The organism is Posidoniimonas polymericola, from assembly GCF_007859935.1.
In the GTDB taxonomy this organism is placed as follows: domain Bacteria; phylum Planctomycetota; class Planctomycetia; order Pirellulales; family Lacipirellulaceae; genus Posidoniimonas; species Posidoniimonas polymericola.
The window spans coordinates 103026-122661 of sequence record NZ_SJPO01000009.1 but is presented as its reverse complement, the minus strand read 5'-3'; the positions used below and the strand labels follow the sequence as shown (position 1 = coordinate 122661).

At 70.5% G+C, this 19636-nt stretch carries 12 protein-coding genes; 6 read left to right on the top strand and 6 right to left on the bottom strand.

Annotated elements, in window-relative coordinates:
• Nucleotides 1-72: 72 nt before the first annotated feature.
• Nucleotides 73-459: a phosphoribosyl-AMP cyclohydrolase gene (gene hisI, locus Pla123a_RS17920; protein ID WP_146589496.1), complete on the bottom strand. Its 387-nt coding sequence runs from the start codon at nucleotides 457-459 to the stop codon at nucleotides 73-75.
• 282 nt (nucleotides 460-741) lie between these two features.
• Here hisI and Pla123a_RS17915 point away from each other — a divergent pair, with 282 nt between their 5' ends.
• Nucleotides 742-1329: a glycosyltransferase gene (locus Pla123a_RS17915; protein WP_146589494.1), complete on the top strand. Its 588-nt coding sequence runs from the start codon at nucleotides 742-744 to the stop codon at nucleotides 1327-1329.
• A gap of 602 nt (nucleotides 1330-1931) precedes the next feature.
• Nucleotides 1932-2480 (top strand): helix-turn-helix domain-containing protein, encoded by a 549-nt coding sequence (locus Pla123a_RS17910; protein ID WP_146589492.1) that lies wholly within the window; start codon nucleotides 1932-1934, stop codon nucleotides 2478-2480.
• Nucleotides 2481-2499: 19 nt separating this feature from the next.
• Here the strand turns inward: Pla123a_RS17910 and Pla123a_RS17905 are convergent, their stop codons facing one another.
• The 3 genes from Pla123a_RS17905 to Pla123a_RS17895 all read right to left on the bottom strand — a co-directional run bounded on the left by Pla123a_RS17905 (nucleotide 2500) and on the right by Pla123a_RS17895 (nucleotide 13339).
• Nucleotides 2500-8967, bottom strand: coding sequence for a hypothetical protein (locus Pla123a_RS17905; protein WP_146589490.1), 6468 nt, complete (start codon nucleotides 8965-8967; stop codon nucleotides 2500-2502).
• 9 nt (nucleotides 8968-8976) lie between these two features.
• Nucleotides 8977-12402, bottom strand: coding sequence for a hypothetical protein (locus Pla123a_RS17900; RefSeq protein ID WP_146589488.1), 3426 nt, complete (start codon nucleotides 12400-12402; stop codon nucleotides 8977-8979).
• 178 nt (nucleotides 12403-12580) lie between these two features.
• The gene (locus Pla123a_RS17895; RefSeq protein WP_197528082.1) at nucleotides 12581-13339 is read right to left on the bottom strand and encodes an inositol monophosphatase family protein; all 759 of its coding nucleotides are present in this window, start codon (nucleotides 13337-13339) and stop codon (nucleotides 12581-12583) included.
• A gap of 576 nt (nucleotides 13340-13915) precedes the next feature.
• Here Pla123a_RS17895 and Pla123a_RS17890 point away from each other — a divergent pair.
• Nucleotides 13916-14572 carry a hypothetical protein gene (locus Pla123a_RS17890; RefSeq protein WP_146589484.1) on the top strand — a complete coding sequence of 219 codons (657 nt, stop codon included), beginning with the start codon at nucleotides 13916-13918 and terminating at the stop codon, nucleotides 14570-14572.
• A 52-nt stretch (nucleotides 14573-14624) separates the two neighbouring features.
• On the opposite strand, the gene Pla123a_RS17885 is transcribed toward Pla123a_RS17890, so the two are convergent.
• A complete protein-coding gene (locus Pla123a_RS17885; protein ID WP_146589482.1) occupies nucleotides 14625-15959 on the bottom strand; it encodes a hypothetical protein in 1335 nt (444 codons plus the stop codon).
• Between the two features lie 22 nt (nucleotides 15960-15981).
• On the bottom strand, nucleotides 15982-16605 hold the full coding sequence (locus Pla123a_RS17880; RefSeq protein ID WP_146589480.1) for an ATP-dependent Clp protease proteolytic subunit: 624 nt from the start codon (nucleotides 16603-16605) through the stop codon (nucleotides 15982-15984).
• A gap of 317 nt (nucleotides 16606-16922) precedes the next feature.
• Here Pla123a_RS17880 and Pla123a_RS17875 point away from each other — a divergent pair, with 317 nt between their 5' ends.
• The 3 genes from Pla123a_RS17875 to Pla123a_RS17865 all read left to right on the top strand — a co-directional run bounded on the left by Pla123a_RS17875 (nucleotide 16923) and on the right by Pla123a_RS17865 (nucleotide 19541).
• Complete coding sequence (locus tag Pla123a_RS17875; RefSeq protein WP_146589478.1) at nucleotides 16923-17981, top strand: DUF4339 domain-containing protein; 1059 nt, start codon at nucleotides 16923-16925, stop codon at nucleotides 17979-17981.
• A gap of 114 nt (nucleotides 17982-18095) precedes the next feature.
• Entirely contained in the window at nucleotides 18096-18689 is a 594-nt protein-coding gene (locus tag Pla123a_RS17870; RefSeq protein WP_146589476.1) for a hypothetical protein, read from the top strand.
• A 309-nt stretch (nucleotides 18690-18998) separates the two neighbouring features.
• Complete coding sequence (locus Pla123a_RS17865) at nucleotides 18999-19541, top strand: HIT family protein (RefSeq protein ID WP_146589474.1); 543 nt, start codon at nucleotides 18999-19001, stop codon at nucleotides 19539-19541.
• The last annotated feature ends 95 nt before the right edge of the window (nucleotides 19542-19636 follow it).

Sequence of the window (19636 nt, the reverse complement as noted above, 5' to 3'; positions counted from 1 at the left end):
CGGGCCGGGACGCTGGTCAGCGGCCTCCCGCGTTGGTGATAGATGCGTGTGGGGGCCGCCGTGGGCGGCCGCTTAGGACTGGGGCGGCCCGTAGACGTCGTCGGGGTTGAAGACGCGTTCGCCCACGACCCGCAGCCCCTGGTCGGTGACCTCGCGGTAAAAACAACTCTGGTGGCCGGTGTGGCAGGCGGCCCCGCCGAGCTGCTTGACCCGCAGCACAATAGCGTCGGCGTCGCAGTCGATGAGGACCTGCTCGACGAGCTGCTCGTTGCCGCTCTGCTCGCCCTTGCGCCACAGCCGCTGCTTGCTGCGGCTGTAGTAGACGGCGCGGCCGGTGCGGAGGGTTTCCTCGTAGGCCTCGCGGTTCATGTAGGCGAGCATCAGCACCTGGCCCGACGCGGCGTCCTGGGCCACGGCTGGCAGCAGCGTCGTGGGGTCGGTGAAAGCGGGCTCGGCCATGGGTGGGTAGCGTGTCGTGGCGAGGGGGCAAACCAGAGGGTCGAGCATACCGCAACGGGCCGCGCGCAGCCATACGCCGCAAAACCGCTGCGACCCGGTCGGGCGACCGGCGCCAGACGCGCCACCCCGATCACCACTGCCGGCAGAAAACGTGGAGCAGTCCGACAACTCGCCGGGCGCCTAGAGCGGGCGCCCCAAACCGTCGATGCGTAGTTGCAGCCAGGGCGCGACGCGTCCCTGTTGCGGACGCGAGCCCTGTACCCCCGCGGGAACCAACCTACCATGGACACCTCTCTGACCATCGTTCTTCCCATCCACAATGCCGAGGCGCAGCTGCGCCGCAACGTGGAGCGGGTGCTGGAAGTCGCGGCCGAGCTGACCCCGCGGTTCGAGCTCCTTATTGTCGACGACGGCTCGACCGACGACTCGTTCGAGATCGCCAACGAGATCGCGGCCAAGTTCCCGCAGGTGTCGGTGGTGCGGAGCGGATCGCGGCAGGGCCTCGGCGGCACGCTCCGCGACGTCAAGCGTCGCGCGGCGGGCCGCGTGGTGATCGTGCACGACGGGGTCTCGACGATCAACGCCAATGAGCTCCGGACCCTGTACATGGGCGCCGACGACGACCTCAGCATCGAGGACCTCCGCCGCCCGGCCGCGACGCACGCCGCGATGGTGGCCGCGCACAGCCGCCTGCGGGGCTTCCAGGTGATCGAGGTCGAACCCGCGCAAGCCAACGTCCCCGCTCCGCTCCGGGCCCCGCGTGGGGAGCGGGCGGAGGCGAGTAAGTCGCAGCCGGGCGTCGGCCAGATCCCGCCGCTGCCGAAGCCCAACTTCCTGGGCGCGATGGGCGACTTTGCCCTCGGCGAGTGATGCGGCACGCCGCCGGTGCGACATCAACCACGGCGCCGCAGGCGCCGGCTGGCGGCAACGCCAGAATCGGCGAAACGGTCAAGCCGTCGGCTGGAACGGAGAAAAATTTTCGCAAAATGCGGAACGCTGCAGCGTGCTCGAATATGCAACAGCGTGGCGGGTTTCGTGTCGTGAGATCGACCAAAAGTTCTCTCGTCGACCACAAGAGTGTGTCGATTCGCCCAGGCCCCGCCGCGGCCTGTAACTTCTTACCGAGTCGCCAGTTAGGATTCGCGCCAAGAAACCTTGCCCCGGCTCGATCACCTGCTTAGGATGATCGCGGAACGGGGATTGGCGGCCACTGATCGGCCCCCTTCTCCTGCGGACCCAAACGCCGGCGGCGACCCGATTCGCCGCGGCTGAAAGTGCTGGGTCCGTCGCTGCCCGTGTCACGGCAAACGGCTTCGCTGTCAGCAGACCAGCGTCGCCAGGCACGGGCGACTGCACGGCACATGAGGCGTTCTCTAGCGATCCAACGACGCCCGAGGTGCGTACGTTGGGAGCGGGGACCGCCGGCACCCCCTTTTCTCATCTGCCAACGGAACTAGAGGACGGAGGCCCCCATGAATCTTGTCGACGACTGCAGCGCCACCCCCGGCTTGAACAACGGCAGCGGAGCCCCCGTCGCGCCGACGGGCAAGCAACCCGCACAGACCCGGCCCCTGCACCGCATCAGCGAGGTGCAGAAAGAACAGGGCGTTTCGCACCGCAGTGTCGTCCGCCGCACCGGGATGAGCATGGAGCAGGTCCGCTCGCAGCTCGATCCCAAGGCGGACCTCCGGCTCTCGGACCTCTACACCTGGCAGCAGGCTCTCGAGGTGCCAATCGCGGACCTGCTGGTCGACTCCGAGGCGCCCCTCTCCGGCGCTGTGCTCAACCGGGCCCGCATGCTGCGGACGATGAAGACCGTCCGCGCCATGAAGGAGGCCAACAACGAGCAGAACATGGACCGGTTCATCACTATGCTGGAGAACCAGCTGCTGGAGATCATGCCGGAGCTGCAGGAGGTGACCGCCTGGCACACCGTGGGGCAGCGCCGCACGCACGAGGAGATGGGCCGCGTCGCCGAACGCACCATCTCCGACAGCTTCGTCCGCGACGGCCTCGGTTGAGCGGCCTTGCTTAGGCCGGTCAGCGGTTCGAGAGGATCCGGCAGTAGCGGGCCTGCGCCTCGGCCACGGCAGCGGCGGCCATCAGCAGCAGGCCGCAGGCCGGCAGCGGCAGCCAGAGCCACCACGCCAGCCCGCCGAGGGCCACTACCGTGTTGTGACGCTGCTCTAGCACGCCGATGACCTCCGGCCGCTGACACACCGCGTGGTAGCCGACCGCGGCGGCCGCCGCGACCAACGCCAGCACGACCCGCCCGGCCAGGTCGGTCGCGCGTCGCGCGTCGACGGTTATAGTTAGTTCAGGGCCCGCCGACGGCAGCGTTATTAGTCGGCGCTCGCCGTCAATCGGGGCGGCTTCGGCTTTGGGCTGGTAGGTGAACTCGGCCGCGAGCTGTTTGTCGGCCGCGGCCAGCAGTGCGGAGTCGGAAGACGCGACCGCCGGGATGCCCCCCTGGTCGGTTGTCTGGTCGCGTCGAGATTCTTCACCACGATGGACCGCCTCGACCGACTGCTTCGCGTCCCGCAGCCGGCTCAGCCACCACGCCGATTCCTCGCCCGCGCGCGGCGGGTGCTCGAGCATTGCCTGCAGACGCAGTATCGACTGCTCGTCGGCGGTGATCTGGTCGCCCGTGGTCGCGATGCGGAGCCGCGCCGCAGGCGACTCGACCAGCTCTACCATCGCTTTCTCGGGCTCGATCGGTTCGCCTTCCGCAGAGACCAGCTGCGGCGCCATCACCACCTGCCTGCCGGCCGGCCGCGTCCACAACGCGGTGACGCTCAGCAGTTGGGGGGTGCGGCGGTTGAGCAGCGTGACCCGCCACACGCCGGGCGACTCGCGGGTCGTAACCGGCCCGCGGCCGTCGACCTCGATCGCGGCAAGCTCGCTCGCTTCATCGAGCTGCAGCCGACAGAACGTCGCCCCGTTGGGGTCCACCAATAGGCGGGCGGTGATCGCCAGGCGGCCCAAGGGGTCGGGCGTGGCGGTGGTCTCGGTGAGTCGCACAATGCACTCGGGCCGTCGCTTGTCGCGGCGGGTCCAGGCGACCCCGGCGCGGCTGGACCGGTTCGCCTGGTAGAGCGTCCACCCGGGGCCGGCGAACGCCACGGTGGGCGCCTCGTGCCGTCCGCTCGCGGGCGCCAGGTTCTCGGTCAGCCAGCGCCCCTCGGCAAGGTGCGGGCCCGCGTGCAGCGCCACTAGCGAGTCGCTTTCCTGGGCGTCGGGGAACCGCGCCATCACGGCCGAGTGCTCTCCCGGAACGGATTCCTGCCGCGACTCCAGTTGCACCTCGACCGCCTGCCCCGTCCTGAGCGGGGTCGGCAGACTGATCCGCCAGCGACCGACGCCTTCCAGCGGGGCGGCCGTTAGCGTTCCGCCCTCGGGCGCAACCAGCTTGAACGTCGGCGAGTCGTCGGCGAGCTGCAGCGGCAGCTCGCTCACCTCGCCCGACACCACACGCACGGTCGCCGCGATGCGGTGCCGCACGCCGGCCGGCGTCCGCTGATGGGCCGTCACGTGGCTGACCCGGTAGCCGAGGTTGTTGTTTGAAACCACGATCTCGGGCACCGCCTGGCCGGGCAGGAGTCGTACCGAGCCAACCATGGTTTCGCGCCGCTGCGTCCGCGGGGTTGTCGGCGGGTCGAGCGCGGCGGTGTGCTCTGCCGCCAAGCGGACCAGGCTGTCCGGCGTCCGCCAGAGATCGATGGCCAAGGCGCCCGCTTGGGCGACCGTGGCTCGCAGCACGGGGAGCGGCGTGGGCCGGCCGGCGGTGACGTCAATCCGGCCGTACAGCCGCACCTCGGGTCCGGACGCGGTCGCGGATTCGGTGAGAGCGCCCGGCGTCGGCGTAGCGAATACCACCGCCCGCGTAGGCGACGGCCGGGTGGCCCGCAGAGGCGTCGACTCGGCGCCCTCGACTAGGCGGCAGTCGAGCAGCTCGAAGGACGCGGGCACATCGATGTCCAGCTTGCCGAGCGGCCACCCGCTCCGGTTGGAGGCGACTGTCAGCCGCGCGGTCGATTCGTCCTGCCCGACCACCAGCCGCAGGCTTTGCTCGTCGATGCTGAGCTGCGTGGGCCGCGGGTCGGACTGCACCTCCCAGCGGGCCGACACGGTCGAGGCGACGAACGCCCGGTCGGGGGCCTCGTCGGGCTCGCTCTCGCCCTGGTTCCACCGCAACGCGAACTCGTCGGCGTCGAACGTCGCGACGCCGCTGGTCGCTGGCGTGGTGACCGACAGCCCCCGCGCGGCGGTGAACGCCATCAACCGCGACCGGACCGTGACGTTGGCCGGGGACGCGGCGGCGATGCTGTACCGGCCGTAGCCGCTTTCGCGGTCGAGCGGGAACCGGCCGGTGTAGGTTAGCTTGGTCTGCTTGGCGTCCCAATCGCTGAGGGGGGCAAGGAGCAGTTCGTCCGCCATTGGCTGCGAGCCGGCGTCTGCGAACCGCAGCTGGCGGGGGAGCGGGGCGGTCCCCTCGAGCACGCAGCGGACCTCGATCGACGCCCCGTTGGGCGTGACCCGCAGCCACTGCTGCTGGTCGCACAACGCCTGACCGACCTGCGCGCTCTCGGCGCCGGCCTGCCATTGCAGCACGAGGTGGTCCTCGCCCGAGAGGTCGGCGACCACCTCATCACCGCCGGCGGATCGCTGCAGCGGCGCGGCGAGCCCCGGCGCCCGCACGGGCGTCACCGCGTCGGAGACCGCCAGCCGCAGCAGCGAGCGGCTGCAGCGTGGCAGCGACAACTGGATCTCCGGCAAGATCTCGTCGACCTCGATGACGGGGGTGAACGTGAGCGCGATCCTCCGTCGGCCCGGCTCGGCGATGCGGATTGCGCAGCCGTCGCCACTGCTGTCCCACTCGATAGGCTCGGCGATGCCGTCGACATCGGCCTTGTCTGGCCAGGCCGCGTCGCCCCGCCGCAGGGGGAGTTCCGCCACGGTGTCGCGGCGGCGGGTGGTCACCTCGATGATCATCTGCCACGGCTCGGCGCCGCCGCCGGCGGCGGCCAGCGGCCCCCGCAACGCGCCCTGCAGCGTGACCCGGTTGAGCGCCCACTCGGCGGGCGTCGACGACCGGGGTCCGTTGGCCTGCCGCAGCCGATTCAGGAACTCGCCCTCGAGGTACCACTTGTCGCCGACCGGCTCGGCGTCGGCGTTGACCGGGATCAGCACGGTTGGCAGCGGGGGGGCGTCCGGCGGCGCCGCGGCGGTCGGCGCCGTGAACACCGCCGCCGCCAACAGCACCCCGAGGCTTGTCGCCGTCGTTGGGGTGGTCGGCGTCGCGACTGTCAGCGGCGCCCGCCAGCCGAGCGGCAGCGGCGCAAGCCGCGCCGCCGCCCGCACCAGGGGGCCGAGCATGGCGCCGGCGATCAGGCCAAGCCATACCGACGCGGCCCACACCGCCAGCGTGGCCGGCAGCAGCAACGCGAGCACTGCCGAGCTCAACGCGACAGTAACAAGCAAGCGCGGCGTGCGAGGCCACCGCCAAGCAGACAGGCAGGCGACCAGCACCCCCAGCGTCGCGGCGCCACCGACCAGCTGATCATGATGCCGCACCACAAGGTCCGGCGTGGTCGAGCCGACGCAGGGGATTTCGTAGCAACGCCAGCCGGGGGGGCAGTTGAGCGCACTCCAGGGCTCGCCCGACCGTGAAGCGGTTTCGGTCGGCCACCAAGTGCGGGGGACAAACGGGTTGAGCCCGCCCGCCCGCAGCACGCCCGCCACCGGCCCCAGCAGCCGGCTCTGCCGCCGGCCGTAGTCGGTCATGACAGCGCACGAGGGGCCCCCGAGGTCGTAGGAGCTGGGGAGGTATACGCGCCAGACCCAGCCCGCCGCGGCGCCGCGGTGGAGGCCCGCCAGTGGCAGCGGCGCGCCCGGCGACCAGCCTTGGCCGATAGACTCGAGGGTGAGGCTGACGTCGCGCGGCTCGGCGGCGGCGGCGAAGGCGAGCACCCCCTGATCCCGGGAGTTGATGTCCTGAGCAATCGGCAGCCCCAGCCCGTCCTGAGCGCCGAGCAGCACCGCCCCGGCAGGGAGCGGCAGCGTCTGCTCGCGGTTGGTTGGCCGCAGCCGGTAGCGGACATGATGCACCAGCCGGCCGTTGGCGAGCACGCGGGTTTCGATATCGCGGAGCCGCAGCGGCAGCTCGGCGGGGCCTGTTTGTTGACGGGTGACGATCGCCGACAGGTCGAGCGCGCCGACCCGGTTGGGGTCGAACGTAAACCGCAGCTCGCTGTCGCCGGCTGCGTCGCTGGCCGCCGGCGTCAGTCCGCTCGACCGCAGGCCGACGCTCCCCCGCCCTGCCCCGGCCAGCGTCAGCACTCCGCGTTGCACGCTGACCCCGTCGAGTGACGGGAGCGGGATATCCAGCGGCGCCTGGTTGGGCAGGCTGAAGTCGATGCGGAACCGCGTGGGCCCACTCTCTTCCAGCGGCAACGCCAGCATCCCCGCCTGCACCGGGAATGAGTCGTCCCGCGGCGACACTAACAGCGCCGACCGTCCCAGCACGCGGTCCCCGACGCTCAGCACGGCGGACTCCGGCAGCGGCGGTTCGAACCTCACCAGCGCCAGCTGGCCACCCTCGGTCGCCGGGGCGGTGAGCTCGGCGCGGTAGGTCCACTCGCCGTCCGAATTAGCGACCCGCACCGCGCATCTGCCGGGCGGCGGGGTGCGGTCAGAGATAACCTCCGCTACCCCGCCCGCCAGCAGCGCACGCAGCGGGGTCCGTCCGGTTTCGAATCGCACGGAACCCTCGGGCGTGTCGGCAGAATTCGCCGGGCTGGGGGCGTCCTGCAGCCGCAGCCGGTATGGCGCGGCGGTCGTCAGGGTCAGTGAGTCCGCCCGGATTCGCGCGCCGCTCAGGCCGACGCCAAGCAGCTCGGTCAACGCGACGCCCTCGTCACCCCGGCGGACGCGGCGGGCGAGCTGCAACGTGACCGCGGCGCCGGCGTTCTCGGCGGCGCTGGGTGCGAGCCGCATAACCGCGACCCGCTTGCCGCCGTGTTGGACGTCGTCCCAACTCTCGAGGATGCTGCTCGGCGTCGCCTCGACCGAGGTCAGCCGCCAGTTGCGGTCGAGCGTGGCCCGCAGCTCGTGCCGCGGGGCCTCGGCGGGGTTGTCTACTGCCAGCGTAACGGTCGACTGCGCCAGCAGGAGGTCCCGCTGGGGATCGATGGTCAGCGTTACCCGCCGCGCAACGGAGGCCTCGATCGCCGCGGTCCGACTCGCTACCTGTAAGCGGACGCTCGCGTTGGGACGCGACAGCCGCAGCGAGAGCGCCGCCTGATCCTGATCTTCTGGCGGGGTCGGTTGCCGGTGGGCGTGGGTCAGCTCCGCGATGTCGATCAGCTCGAGCGGCTCGGACAGGCGGACCTCGGCGGAGCCCTCCTTCCAGTGTGCCCCAAGCAGCACCGGCATCGGCAACGCGGCCTCCTGGCCGGGCTCCCACGGCGCTGCGAAGACCAGCTCCAGGTCGCACTCTGTTTCCGAGCTTCTTTTCAACGCCACGCGGATAACGGTTTCGGCCGCTTCCTCCTCGCGGAGCGTCCAGGTGACCGGCAGCGAGTCTTGCGTCGCGCCGATCAACGACGCCCCCGGCGGCGCGATCAGCCGCACGGCGCCCGGGAGCTCGCGGGCCGCGGTCAGATGGAACCGGCAGTGCGAAACCACCCCGGCCTCGTCAATCGTGTGGGTCACCTGCTGGGTGGCGTCGAACCCAGGGCCCTCGGCCGCCGCCGCGGGGGTCGGCTTCGCGAGCACAATCCGGAGCGGCCCGCCCGGGGCCACGCGGATGACCCATCGTTGGTCGCCGGCAGCTTCGGTTTGGTTGTCGTCCGGCGGGCCCGCCTCAACGATCCCCCGGTCGACGGTCGGCGTCACGCCGGCCGGCAGGTCGAGGGTCACCGTGGTGGTGGCGGCCGCCGGCAGCCCGAGCAGGTACTCGGCTCGGGTGGCGGTCTCGCTGACGGGGCTGCCGCTAAGCTCAAAGCTAAGCACCCCGGCGCGGTCGATCAGCAGCCCGTGCGGGGGGTTCGGACCCCCGCCCCAGTCGCCCAGCACCGCGGGCTGCTGGTCGGAGGCCCAGCTCGCCGACCTCACCGGCGTCTGACCAGTTGGCCACGGCAGGAACGCCTCGGGGCGGCCGTGCAGCTCCACGGTCAACTCCCCCTCGGCGGTCAGCGTTGACTGAGAGACCCGCGCCCGCACGGTCAGACGCTCAGCGGCGTCGTCGGCCTGCGGGGCAGAGAGCTGGGGGCCGTTCAGCAGCCGCGCGACCTCGTCCCGTGCGACCGGCACCCAGGCGTCGGTCGTCTTGGGCCACGCGTCGGGCCGGTCGGCCGGCGCGTAGACCCGCCGGTAGGGCTCAACCCCCGGCTCGTCGGCCGCCGCGACCACCGCCAACGCAGCTAGCAGCAGCGGCGCAATGAGCCCTAACGGCGCGATGGGCAACGGCGGCGCAACGGGCAACGGCGGGGTGGGCTGCGGACGCATGACGCGGGTTCAGGAGAGGGGTTTGGAGGTCTCGAGCGAGACCGTCTGCGCGTTGGTCGAAACGGCGCCGCCCGCCACGCTCAGCTGGGGCGAGTGCCCGGCGGTCGAGCGGCGGATGGAGGTCGAGTCGTCCGATAGGCTAACGAGCGGCCTCTTGCGCGGCGCGAGGGTGAGCATCGCGATCCAGCCGGCGAACATCGCGACCAGCCCGAGCGCCCCCGCCTGCGCGGCCAGGGCCAGATCGGCCGGCCGCCAGTAGCCGGCCAGCAGCACCAGCACGCAGGCCGCGCCCACCACGGTGTAGCGGATGCGGACCGGGGCGTAGACCGCCAGCAGGCCGACCGCCAGCACGCCGATGGACGCCGCGAGGGCGGCCAGCTTCTGGTCGACGGTCGTGGTCCGCCACTGCCCCGTCGGGAGGGAGAGCGCCGAGTACAAGTAGGCGTGCTCGCTGTCGGCGAGCGGGAGGTTCTGGTGCGACGCGCCGACCCAGTTTTCGAGGTCGTCCGCGTTCTTGGCCGGCAGCCGGCGGAGCCGGCCGCGGGACCAGCCGACACGCCACGCCGGTCGCAGGTCCTTCGGGGCCCCCACCAGCCAGCGGTCGCTCGGCAGGATCACCTGCCAGTAGCAGAACGCTTGGCTGTCGTCCCCCAGCAGCTGAAGTGGGCGGAGCGTCATCCTGCCGCCGCTCTCCGACGACAGGCGGTCGACCCGGCGGGCCTCGATGGTGTGCGCCCCCCCATCGCCAGTCAGGTCCGCCGGCAACGCGATACGCAGCTCGCCGTTGTCCCGGGGCTCGGGCAGCGGGGCGCGGACGCCGTCGACATGGAACAGCACCGAAGCCGGGTCGACGCCGGTGGGCAGCTTCAGCCGCACCTCGCCGCCAGCGCCGACGACCTGCCAGGCCGAACGCTGCTGCAGGGTCGACCCCCGCCGCCAGCTCTGCCGCAGCACTCGGGTCACGATCGGCTGCGCCTCGAGGAGCCTGCGCTGCGGCGCGGTCGACACGCGTAGCGTCCCCGAGGCCCTCGTCCCGCGGACCTTGAGGCGTCCGGCGGCCGACTCGTCGACGTCCCAGCCCGCGGACGCCGCGTCGAGTTTGAGCTCGGCCTCGCCCGGCGCGTAGACGGCCGCGTCGAACGAGATCCGCGGCACGCCGCGCGGGGTCAGCAGCGGCAGGCTCATCGCGCGGCCGGCGGCGATGCTGTCGGCGCCCTGGTCGAGCGAGTAGTAGACGTTCAGGTTGAGCGCACCGAGCCAGGGACGCGGCAGTCTAACGTTGACCCGCCGCGTCGTGGGGTCAACGGTCGCGTCAAGCTTTTCGTAGAGGGTGGTCTCCGGCGCGTCGTTGGCGGAGCGCGACGCGGTCTCGAGCTCGAAGGCCAGCTCAGTATCGACCGGCAGCTCCTTGGGCAGCGTGAACGCGATCTGGTCGAGCGGCTGCTTGCGGACCTCCAGGTCGAACTGCTGCAGGACTGACGCCGACTCCGAGTAGAGCGTGACGTCGGTCTTGGCGGCGTGCGAGTGCAGCTCGCCCGCGCGGCGGGTGATCTTCCCGACCAGCCGCATCGGCTGGCCCGGCAGCAGGGCGTAGGCGTCGTCGCGGAACTCGAAGGTCTGCCCGCCGCCGTCGGCGGCCGCTTGGTCGTTGGTCGCGGGCGCCGGCTCGAGGGTCTCGAAGGTGCTGGGGTCGATCGACAGCCGCAGGCTCGGGTCGACCGTGACCCGCAGCTGCCGCCGGTCGAGCGTGAACGGCGCCGGCCGCCGCGGCTGCGGCAGCACGAAGCTGAAGGCCGAACCATCCGGCAGCAGCTCCTGCTTGCGGGCGTGGAAGCTGACCGTCAGGTTGCCGGCCTGCGGGCGGGTCAGCGGGATGTCGAGCACGCCCTCGTCCCACTGCCCGTAGGAGCTGGAGTCGATCAGCTCGGCGGGCTCGATCGGGTCGGCGGTGAGCTGGGTCCAGTCGTTGAGGTTGTAGCTGAAGTCGAGCACCGGCGCGCCGATAATCTGGTAGCGGGTCGTGACGTGCAGCAGCGCGACGTCGGGCAGGATCTCGAGGTGGTAGCTGGGCGAGACCTGGATGCGGGTCTCGCGCTGGCTGACCTCAATCGGGATGCGGCAGTCGCCGCGGAAGAAGCGGACCGCGTGGGCCACGCCCGCCGCCGACAGCGACGGCGGCAGCTCCTCGACCGCGACCCGTCGCGCGCCGCGGAGGTCGCCCCACCGCAGCTGGGTGTCTTCGTCGACGACGATCGCCTGGTAGCCCCCCTGGCGCACGGCGCCGATCACCTCGAAGCCCGCCAGGTCGACGCTCGAGCCGTTGGGCGGTTCGCTCCCTACGCCGCCACCCCCGATCGGCTGCTCGGTGATCAGCTCGACCGAGACCGGCCCGGCCGTCTTCTCAGGGAGCAGCACCGAGCAGGTCTTGCTGTCGGCGCTCTGTTCGATGCGCGCGAGGGTGTTCTCGGCCCCCTCGGCCCGCACCAGCCTGGCCCCGCGCGGCAGCCGGACAGTGAAGCGTTCGAACTCGCCGCCGTAGCTCCGCACGCTGAGCCGCGTGGTCGACTTGACGCCGCCGCCGTCGACAACGCAGAGGACCTCGCCCTCGGCGTCGAGCACGGACTGGGCGGCGGCCTGCGCCTGGTCGGGGCTCCGCCACCGCAGCCGCAGGCGGCCAACGCCGCCGGTCACGGAGAGCCGGGCGCCGGCGTCGGTCTGGTCGACCGACAACAGCGCGTCGTCGAGCGGCAGCACGTCGGTCGCGCGGCCGTTGAGCTGCAGCCCAAGCTCCGACACGGTCGCCCTGGGGAGCGAGAGCGAGAGTTCGTTCACCTGGCCGGTCGTGCGGATCGGCGCCAAGAGCGACAGCTTCAGCGTCCGCTTGCCGCCCCCGGAGAGCGCGACCGTGTAGGCCTCGGCTTGCTCGGAGTAGCCAAAGGTGTCGTCCGCGCCGAGGCCGGTTGGGAGCTGGTCGAGCACCGCGCCGTTAAAGCCGATCGGGGCCTCGACGCGGCCGTCGGTGTGGAGGGTCAGCTCGATCGTGACATCGATCGCCGCGTGGCCGTTCACCTGGCGGCCATCGGCGCTGACGCGGGTCAGGGTGTACCGCGGCCCGGCCGGCGACTCGTCGCCCTGCTGGTAGGCCCGCCACGCCTTGGCGAACTCGTCGTAGCTGACCCCGACGACCGGGCGTGGCGCGCCGGCGTCGTTGATCCAGATGGTGGTGTCGGGGCCGGCGGGCGGCGGCGCAGTGAGCCCGGGGTCGCTGGCTTGGGGGGATGCCGCGGGGGCGTCGGTTGCGGGGGTGGTCTCAGCTTCGGGTTGGGCCGCTACCTGACTGCCGATCGCCAGCAATAGCAGCAGCGTCGCGCAGGCGGCCGCCGCGGCTCGGCGGAGCACGGTTGGCGGCGGGGCTGAGGCTGGGACGCTGGACATCAAAGAAGAGCCGAAGGGTGAGACGCACCGCGGGCGCCCCGCCATGCAGGTAGACGCCCTCAGCTACCTATCCTACCGAGCGGCCCCAGGCCCTCAAAACGGAAGGGGCCTCCTGGGCCCGCCTGGCGGAGCGGGCGTACAAAAGGCCGCCGGATAACCGTCGCAGCCGTCGCATCCGCTAGCGGCTGAGGTGAGAAACCAGCTCATGGTGAACGCCCGCCGAGCAGGCCGCGGTTAGATTTGCCTGCCACAGGTCGAACGGATCGCCTACTGGGTTGGATACGACGCCACCGGCCTCTTGGATCAGCAAAACCCCCGCCGCGACGTCCCACGGCTTGATCTGCCGGGCCCAGTAGCCGTCGATCTTGCCGGCGGCCAGCAGGGCCAGGTTCATGGCGGCCGAGCCGGTCCGGCGGATCGCCTGGCACTCCCGCACCAGGTTCAAGAAGTCAAGCAGGTCGGGCGAGTCGCTCGCCACCTGCGGGGGCAGGCTCATCGAGAGCAGCGAGTCGCTCAGCCGCTCGGCGCCGCTGACCTGCAGCCGTTCCTCATTGCGCCAGGCGCCGGCGCCTTCGGCGGCCCAGTAGAAGTCGTCGTGCAGCGGGTCGTAGACGCACGCCGCCCGCGGCCGCGACGCCTGCACCGCCGCGATCGAGACCGCGAAAAACGGGAACTGGTGCAGGTAGTTCGTGGTGCCGTCCAGCGGGTCGACCACCCACACAATTGACTCGTCGTCGGCGGGGGGGCCGTGCGTGTCGCCTTCCTCGCCCATCAGCAGATGGTAGGGGTACGAGTCGCTGATGCACTCGAAAACCGCCTTCTGCGAGGCGATGTCGGCGTTGGTCACGAAGTCGAAGCTCCCCTTCTCCGAGACCTCAAACGAGTCGCGGAGCTCCATCAGCCGCTGCCCGCCGGCGCGCCCTGCTTGCTTTGCCACAGCTGCAAGCTCGGAGAAAAAATTCGCGTCCACAGGTGCCCTCGGGGAATAAGCCCTGCTGGGCAGGGCGATCAGGATTGGTAGGACCGCCGACAATTCCGATTGGGCCGCCGCGAGGGGCGTTTTCGGAGCTTCGGGGCGGCAATTGTCGCGGCGAGCGATTTGGGGAGTCAAAAACAGCTCTTTCCGTAAACCCTTCCCAGGCGAGAGTTAAGGCCGTTTTGACAGCAGTTTGGCACATTCCCGCCCCAGTTTGAAGTGACAAAAGTCTGGACATTTCGGTCGGTTCTGGTATCATCTCTGATGGAGAAGAGGGGGCCGGCTGTCACGGACGAACCCCCGCAGATTTGCGGCAGGCGATTGCCTAATACCTTTCATATCTCAGCGTAAGCACAACGGCCTCTTCTCTGTTCCGGCCCCGTCGCAACACCCTCGGGTGTTCGGCGGGGTTTTTTATTGCGCCCACGCCACCCGCGTCGCGCTGCCGCCTGGCAGCAGAGCGCCGTCGAGGGCTCCCCAATAAGCAGAACTCCAGCAGTCGAACTCTGGAAATAGAAACCGAGGAGCGACAACCACGTGTGGCAGCTCACCACGGAAGAGGCCGTCTTTACTAACGACGCGTTGCAGCTCTGCCTCAACCCGACCGCGCCGCAAGACGGCGCGAAACTCACGCTCCAGGGTGGCGTTGTGGCCTCGCCCAAGCTCTGGGCGTGGTCGCCGGTCGGTCAGCCCGCGCCACGGGTGCAAGACGCCTATATCCGTGGCGCCGACCTCGTGATCGAGTACGGCCCGCACGAGGGCTTCCCGTTCCACACGCAGGTCTACTGGCGCTGCGAGCAGGAAGCCGCTCAGACCGACATCAGCCTGGTGGTCTCGATCCGCACACACAAGCTCGACACGCACCCAGTCTACCAGGTAGAGTCTCGGTTCGACGCGGCGGTGATGACGCCGCTCGACGAGTCGGCGTTCCTCGGCACGCTGGTCACCTCGCCCGAGCGCGACTGGTCCGCGGTCGAGACCATCCAGCCCGGCGACCTCGGCGCCGCCGCCGCTCCCGAGCTCGAAGCGTCGGCCTGCGAGTCGCGCTGGCGGCTGTTCGACCTGTTTATGGAGAAGGGCGTGATCCGCCGGGCGATGCTGTCGCTGGCGGTCGGGCCGGGCGAGCTCGCCGCACCGCGGGCGCGGGAGGTCGCGTCGCGGCTGCGGGCGGCGCCCACGCCGCTGTCTACGTAACCGCCGCGTTGAACTTTGAGCCAACGATGAGGGGCCCGCTTCGTGGGGCCCACTAAGGCCCGATGCCGGTGTCCAGCGGGATCGCAACCCGCGGGTTGGGCACGCTGAGGTCGTTCAGCTGCATCACCACGCCGTCGGCGTCGCGGGTCGCCTCGTAGGGCCGGTTGTTGAGCGGGTTGGTCCGGTACGGCGGCATGTCGAAGCCGGCGGCGCTCGCCACGGTCAGCAACCACCCCTCGGCGAGCGCGCGGTCGCGGGCGATCAGCTCGATGGCGTCCCCCAGGCCGATCAGGAACAGCCGCGTCGCGAGCGGCGGCAGCGGCTGCGCGTCGTCGACGTCGGCGTCGGGCCGGGTCCGGGCGAGGACCTCCGACAGCGGTTCGACCCGCTGGTGGTACGGCTTGTCGGACAGGTCGATGATCTCGTTCATCGCCCGCAGGTAGAACAGCTCGTCCTGGTCGAGCGAGCGCTGGTCCATCGCCTTGACCTTGGCGAGCCAGCCGTCGCGCTCGAGCTGCTTCTTCTCGTCGCCGGTGATGACGCGGTCGATCATCCCCAGGCGGATCGACTCGTAGGCGTGCAGCGTCAGGGCGCGGTCGCCGACCAGCGCGTCGCGGTCGGGGGGCCAGGCCCTCAGCTGCGCGCGGATCTGGTCGAACACCGCGACGTAGTCGCGTTCGGGGGCGGGGCGGTCTAACGCCAGCGAGACCGCCGCGAACCACTGCAGCCGCAGCCACGCCGCCTGCACCCGCGCCTCGAGCCGCGGCTCGCGGGCCAGCCACTGGATCCACTGTGTGGCGTGGCGGAGCTGATCGAGCATCGCGGTGCGCTCGCCGTCGTGCATCGCGACGTGCGCCGCCAGCAGGTGCATCCGCGCGGCGAGCGTCGCGTCGTCGAGCATCCCGAAGCGGTCGAAGAAGCCCCGCTCGAACCTCACCCCGGACCCGCACCGCGGCAGCTCGGCGGCCCGGTTGCAGAGCTCGAGCAGCTCCGACTCGTCCCGCAGCAGTCGGTGGGCCGCCTGGAGTTGTTCGGTCGAGGGGACGCCGCGTTCGAACCGCAGCAGCTCGTCGAGCTGCGGCATCACCCGCAGCCGGTCGGCGTCGGTGAGCTTGTCGGCCAGCACCGCGGCGGCGTTGACGGCCGGTTCGGGCGGCGGCGCCGAGAGGTCGGTGGGCGTCGCCTCGTTGGTGCGGATCGCTGCGATCGCGGCGGCCAGCTCGGGCAGGTCGGAGCGGGCGGCGCCCTCGAGCTTGGCCGCCCGCAGCACCTTGGTCTCGAGGTCGGGCTCGGCGGGGCCGCAGCCGGCCAGCACGAGCGCCGTAGCAAGCAGACGCCACCAAGCCCGGCGGCTTCTTGCGCCCGGCGGCAGCATAGAACGGGTCATCCTGACCTCCTGACGCGGCGGCTCAGTTTGCTCGACGGTCCTCCGCCGGCATGTGGGCCTTCAGCCGCCCGTTGGATTGGGGGTGGTTGTCGGACTCGGCGGCGTTGAACATGTCGCCGATCTTGTGCAGGTCGTTGAAGCGGACCAGCTCGGCCATGCCGGCCTCGGCGACCTCGCCGCCCGAGACGTAGCGTCCCGGGCTGATCCACTTGGCCATCAGCTCCGGCGACACGCCGAACAGCTCGCCGAGCAGGTCGTCCATCTCGCGCTCGAGCTGGCCGAAGTGGCGGGCCCACTCGGCCGCCTCGGACAGGCCGACGTTCTCTTCGCTCTGCCACCGCATGGGGTGGAACAGCAGCACGCTGTACGGGGTAACGATGCGGCGCTCGCAGGCGGCGAACGGCCACAGCGCGGCGGACGAGCACTCGCCGGTCACGATGCCGGTCGCGCGGATCCGCCGCATCCGGATGAGCGTCATCAGGCTCATCGCGCAGTAGGGGCTGCCGCCGGGCGAGTCGAAGTAGATCAGGCACTCGCCCCCGGGCTCGACGCCGAGCAGCTTCTCGGTCAGGTCGCTCTCGTTGTCGGTCAGGTCGCCGACGATCGCGATCTCCAAGGGACCTTCGGGTTCTTGTGATTGATCCATGCTTGTGTCGTCTCGGGGAAGAATCAAAGGTCCACGCACGATTCATGCGTGAGGGCAAAGGCCCAGCTGGTCGGTGCGGCACGCCCGCGTTTCGTGCGAAGGTCCGCAACTCCCAGTCTACGGATTCATTTCGTCTGGCACCAGCAATCGATCGGCGCCCGGCGTGGATTCCTGGTCTTCCTAGCCGTTCTAAACCGTAGCACCGCGCCAGCCGGTCCGGCAATGGGGATTTCGGCCCCGCCGGCGCCGGTCGCCGTTGTGCAGGGTTATACTGGCAAAGGAGTTCCGTCCCTTCTGCAACCACCGCCCCAGGCGCCATGGGAATCCGCTTTCAGTGCCCGAACGGCCACAAGCTGCACGTGAAAACGCAACTTGCTGGCCAGACCGGGATCTGCCCCGAGTGCAACGCCCGCGTCCAGATCCCGACCCCGCAACCGCAGGACTCCGGTCCCGCGGCCGCGCCGGAGGCTGCGCACCGAGGCTCGCCGCAAGCTGCGCCAAAGGACCCATCGCCGGCTGCGGCCTTCGACCCCGAGGCCTCCGCCCGGGGCGAGAGCATCCTGGCCCCGCCACCGCAGCCCGCCAAGCCGGCGGCAATCCCCAAGGCGATCCCGAAGGCGCGGCCCGTGCGGCCTGCCGCCCCGCAGGCTTCGCCGTCCACCGCATCGCAGGCTTCGCCGCCGGCCGAACCGGCGCCCTCAGCGCCCGGCGCCGGCGCCGCGGGGCCGCCCTCCCCTCCCCCGCCACCCCCGGCGCCCGAGCCGCAGCCACAGGCGGTGTGGCACCTGCAGACCGTCGCCGGCGAGCAGCTTGGCCCCTCGCCCGCCGAGGAGGTCGCCCGCTGGCAAGCCGAGGGGTTGCTGCAAGACAACGCGCACGTCTGGCGGACCGGCTGGGCCGAGTGGCGGCCCGTGGCCGACGCCCGGGCGGAACTGCCGCTGGCGGCTCCGCCGGCGTTCCCCGGTCCGGCCCCTGCCGCGTCGGCCGAGGAGAAGAAGGAATCGGCCGCGAGCAAGTACGTCGAGAAACGGCGCCGCGCGGCAAAGCGGCAGGTGTACGTGTCGGTCATCCTGCTGCTGCTGGTGGTCTGTGTCGCGGTCGCACTGATCGTGGTGCTGAACCGTCCCCCTAAAGCGGCCGACCCGCTCCCCGCCGCCAGCCCGCCCGCCGCGGCGCCAGCAGCCGACGGCTCGGCGATGGACCCGCCAGCCGAGGACAATGCAGCCGAGGCGAATGTCGCCGAAGATGACGCCGCCGAAGTCGAACCGGCGGCAGGCGAGCCAATGGGCGACCAACCGGGCGATCCGTTCGACGGTGGTAGGGATGACGGTGGAATGGGTGACGGCGCCATGAACGACGACGGCATGAACGAGTAGCCGGCCCTAAACCGGTCCGCCAAGCCGATTGGCCAATCTGATACGATGAGCAGGGCGGCCGCCCAACGCCGCCCGCCGCCAAACCGACGCCCCCTCAACCGGAGCCACCGCACGATGACCTATCGTTCTCTGCTTACAGCCGCGCTGATGTTGTCGCCCGCCGCTGCCGTGGCCCAGGAAGCCGCGGTGGCCGACGCGCCTGCTGCTCAAGAGCCAACAATTGTCGAGCTCGCCGACGGCGACCTCACGATGGCGGCGCCCGCCAGCTGGAAGAAGGCGCCCCCCCGCAACCGGATCATCGAGCAGGAGTTTGCGGTCGCGATCAAAGAGCTCGACGTCCCCGCCCGGTTCACGGTGATGGCTTCGGGCGGCTCGATCGAGCAGAACGTTAGCCGCTGGGTCGGCCAGTTCAGCCGGCTCGACGAGCCGAAGAACGGAGGGCCCAAAGAAGGCAAGCCGGGCGAGCTGCACGAACTCGACGCCAACGGCATGAAGGCCCACTGGGTCGACCTGTCGGGCGACTACATGGACAGCCCCCGCGGCCCGTTCGGCCCGCAGGAAGAGCGGAAGGACTACCGCGTGCTGGCCGCCATCGTCGAGACCAAGGACTCCGGCAACTACTTCTTTAAGCTGGTCGGCCCCGAGCAGGTGGTCGCCAAGCACAAGGAGGCCTACCTCGAGATGCTCAAGAGCGTCAAGGCGAAGTGACTGGGCACTGGCTGACTAACCACGAAGGCACGAAGGCACGAAGGCACGAAGATCGCGGCGAAGCAAGTGAGCTTGAAATGGGGACTGGCTCTCGACCGCACGGCGGATCGATGCCTAGGGTTTGACGCGACCGCGGTCGCGTGCCTGTCCCCTTTTCAAGCGGAAGCCTTACGGGGTGGTCCGTCGAAAAAAGGGGACAGGCACGACGCATTCGTGCGAACCTCGTGCTCCGACCCTCCTCGCGCTTCGAGCCAGTCCCCATTTTGCGACTCGCGGCCTAGAGCCTCCAACAAACCATATCGAGCAAGCATGGACGAGCAACGCCTGTGGGCGCCGTGGCGGCTGAGCTACATCAAGGGCAAGCAGGCCGAGCCCGCGCCGCCGACGCCGACCGCCTGGCGGGACGGCGCCAAGCGCGACTGCTTCCTGTGCCGCGCGGCCGCCGACTACGACGACCAGCCCGCGGTCAACGAGCAGCTGCTGGTGTTCTACCGCGGCGCGTGCTCACAGGGCGTCTTGAACCGTTACCCGTACAGCAACGGCCACCTGCTGCTTGCGCCGCTGCGGCACGTGGCGGACCTCGCCGAGCTGACCGACGAGGAGCACCTGGAGCTGATGCACGCCCTCGCGCGGACCAAGCAGCAGCTCGCCGAGCGGCTCACTGCGCAGGGCTTCAACATCGGGCTCAACCTGGGCCAGATCGCCGGCGCCGGCGTGCCGGGCCACCTGCACTGGCACATCGTCCCCCGCTGGACCGGCGACCACAACTTCATGAGCACCACCGCCGGCGTACGGGTGATCCCGCAGGCGCTCGAAGAACTGTGGCGGGTGCTGTGTGATTGTGATGCGTGAGGTGGGGGGAACACTGATAAACGCTAATGATTGTGAGTAGCAGTCATTAGCGGCGATTAGTGTTCCCCAACAACCGCGTCTCTATTTCGGAGAGG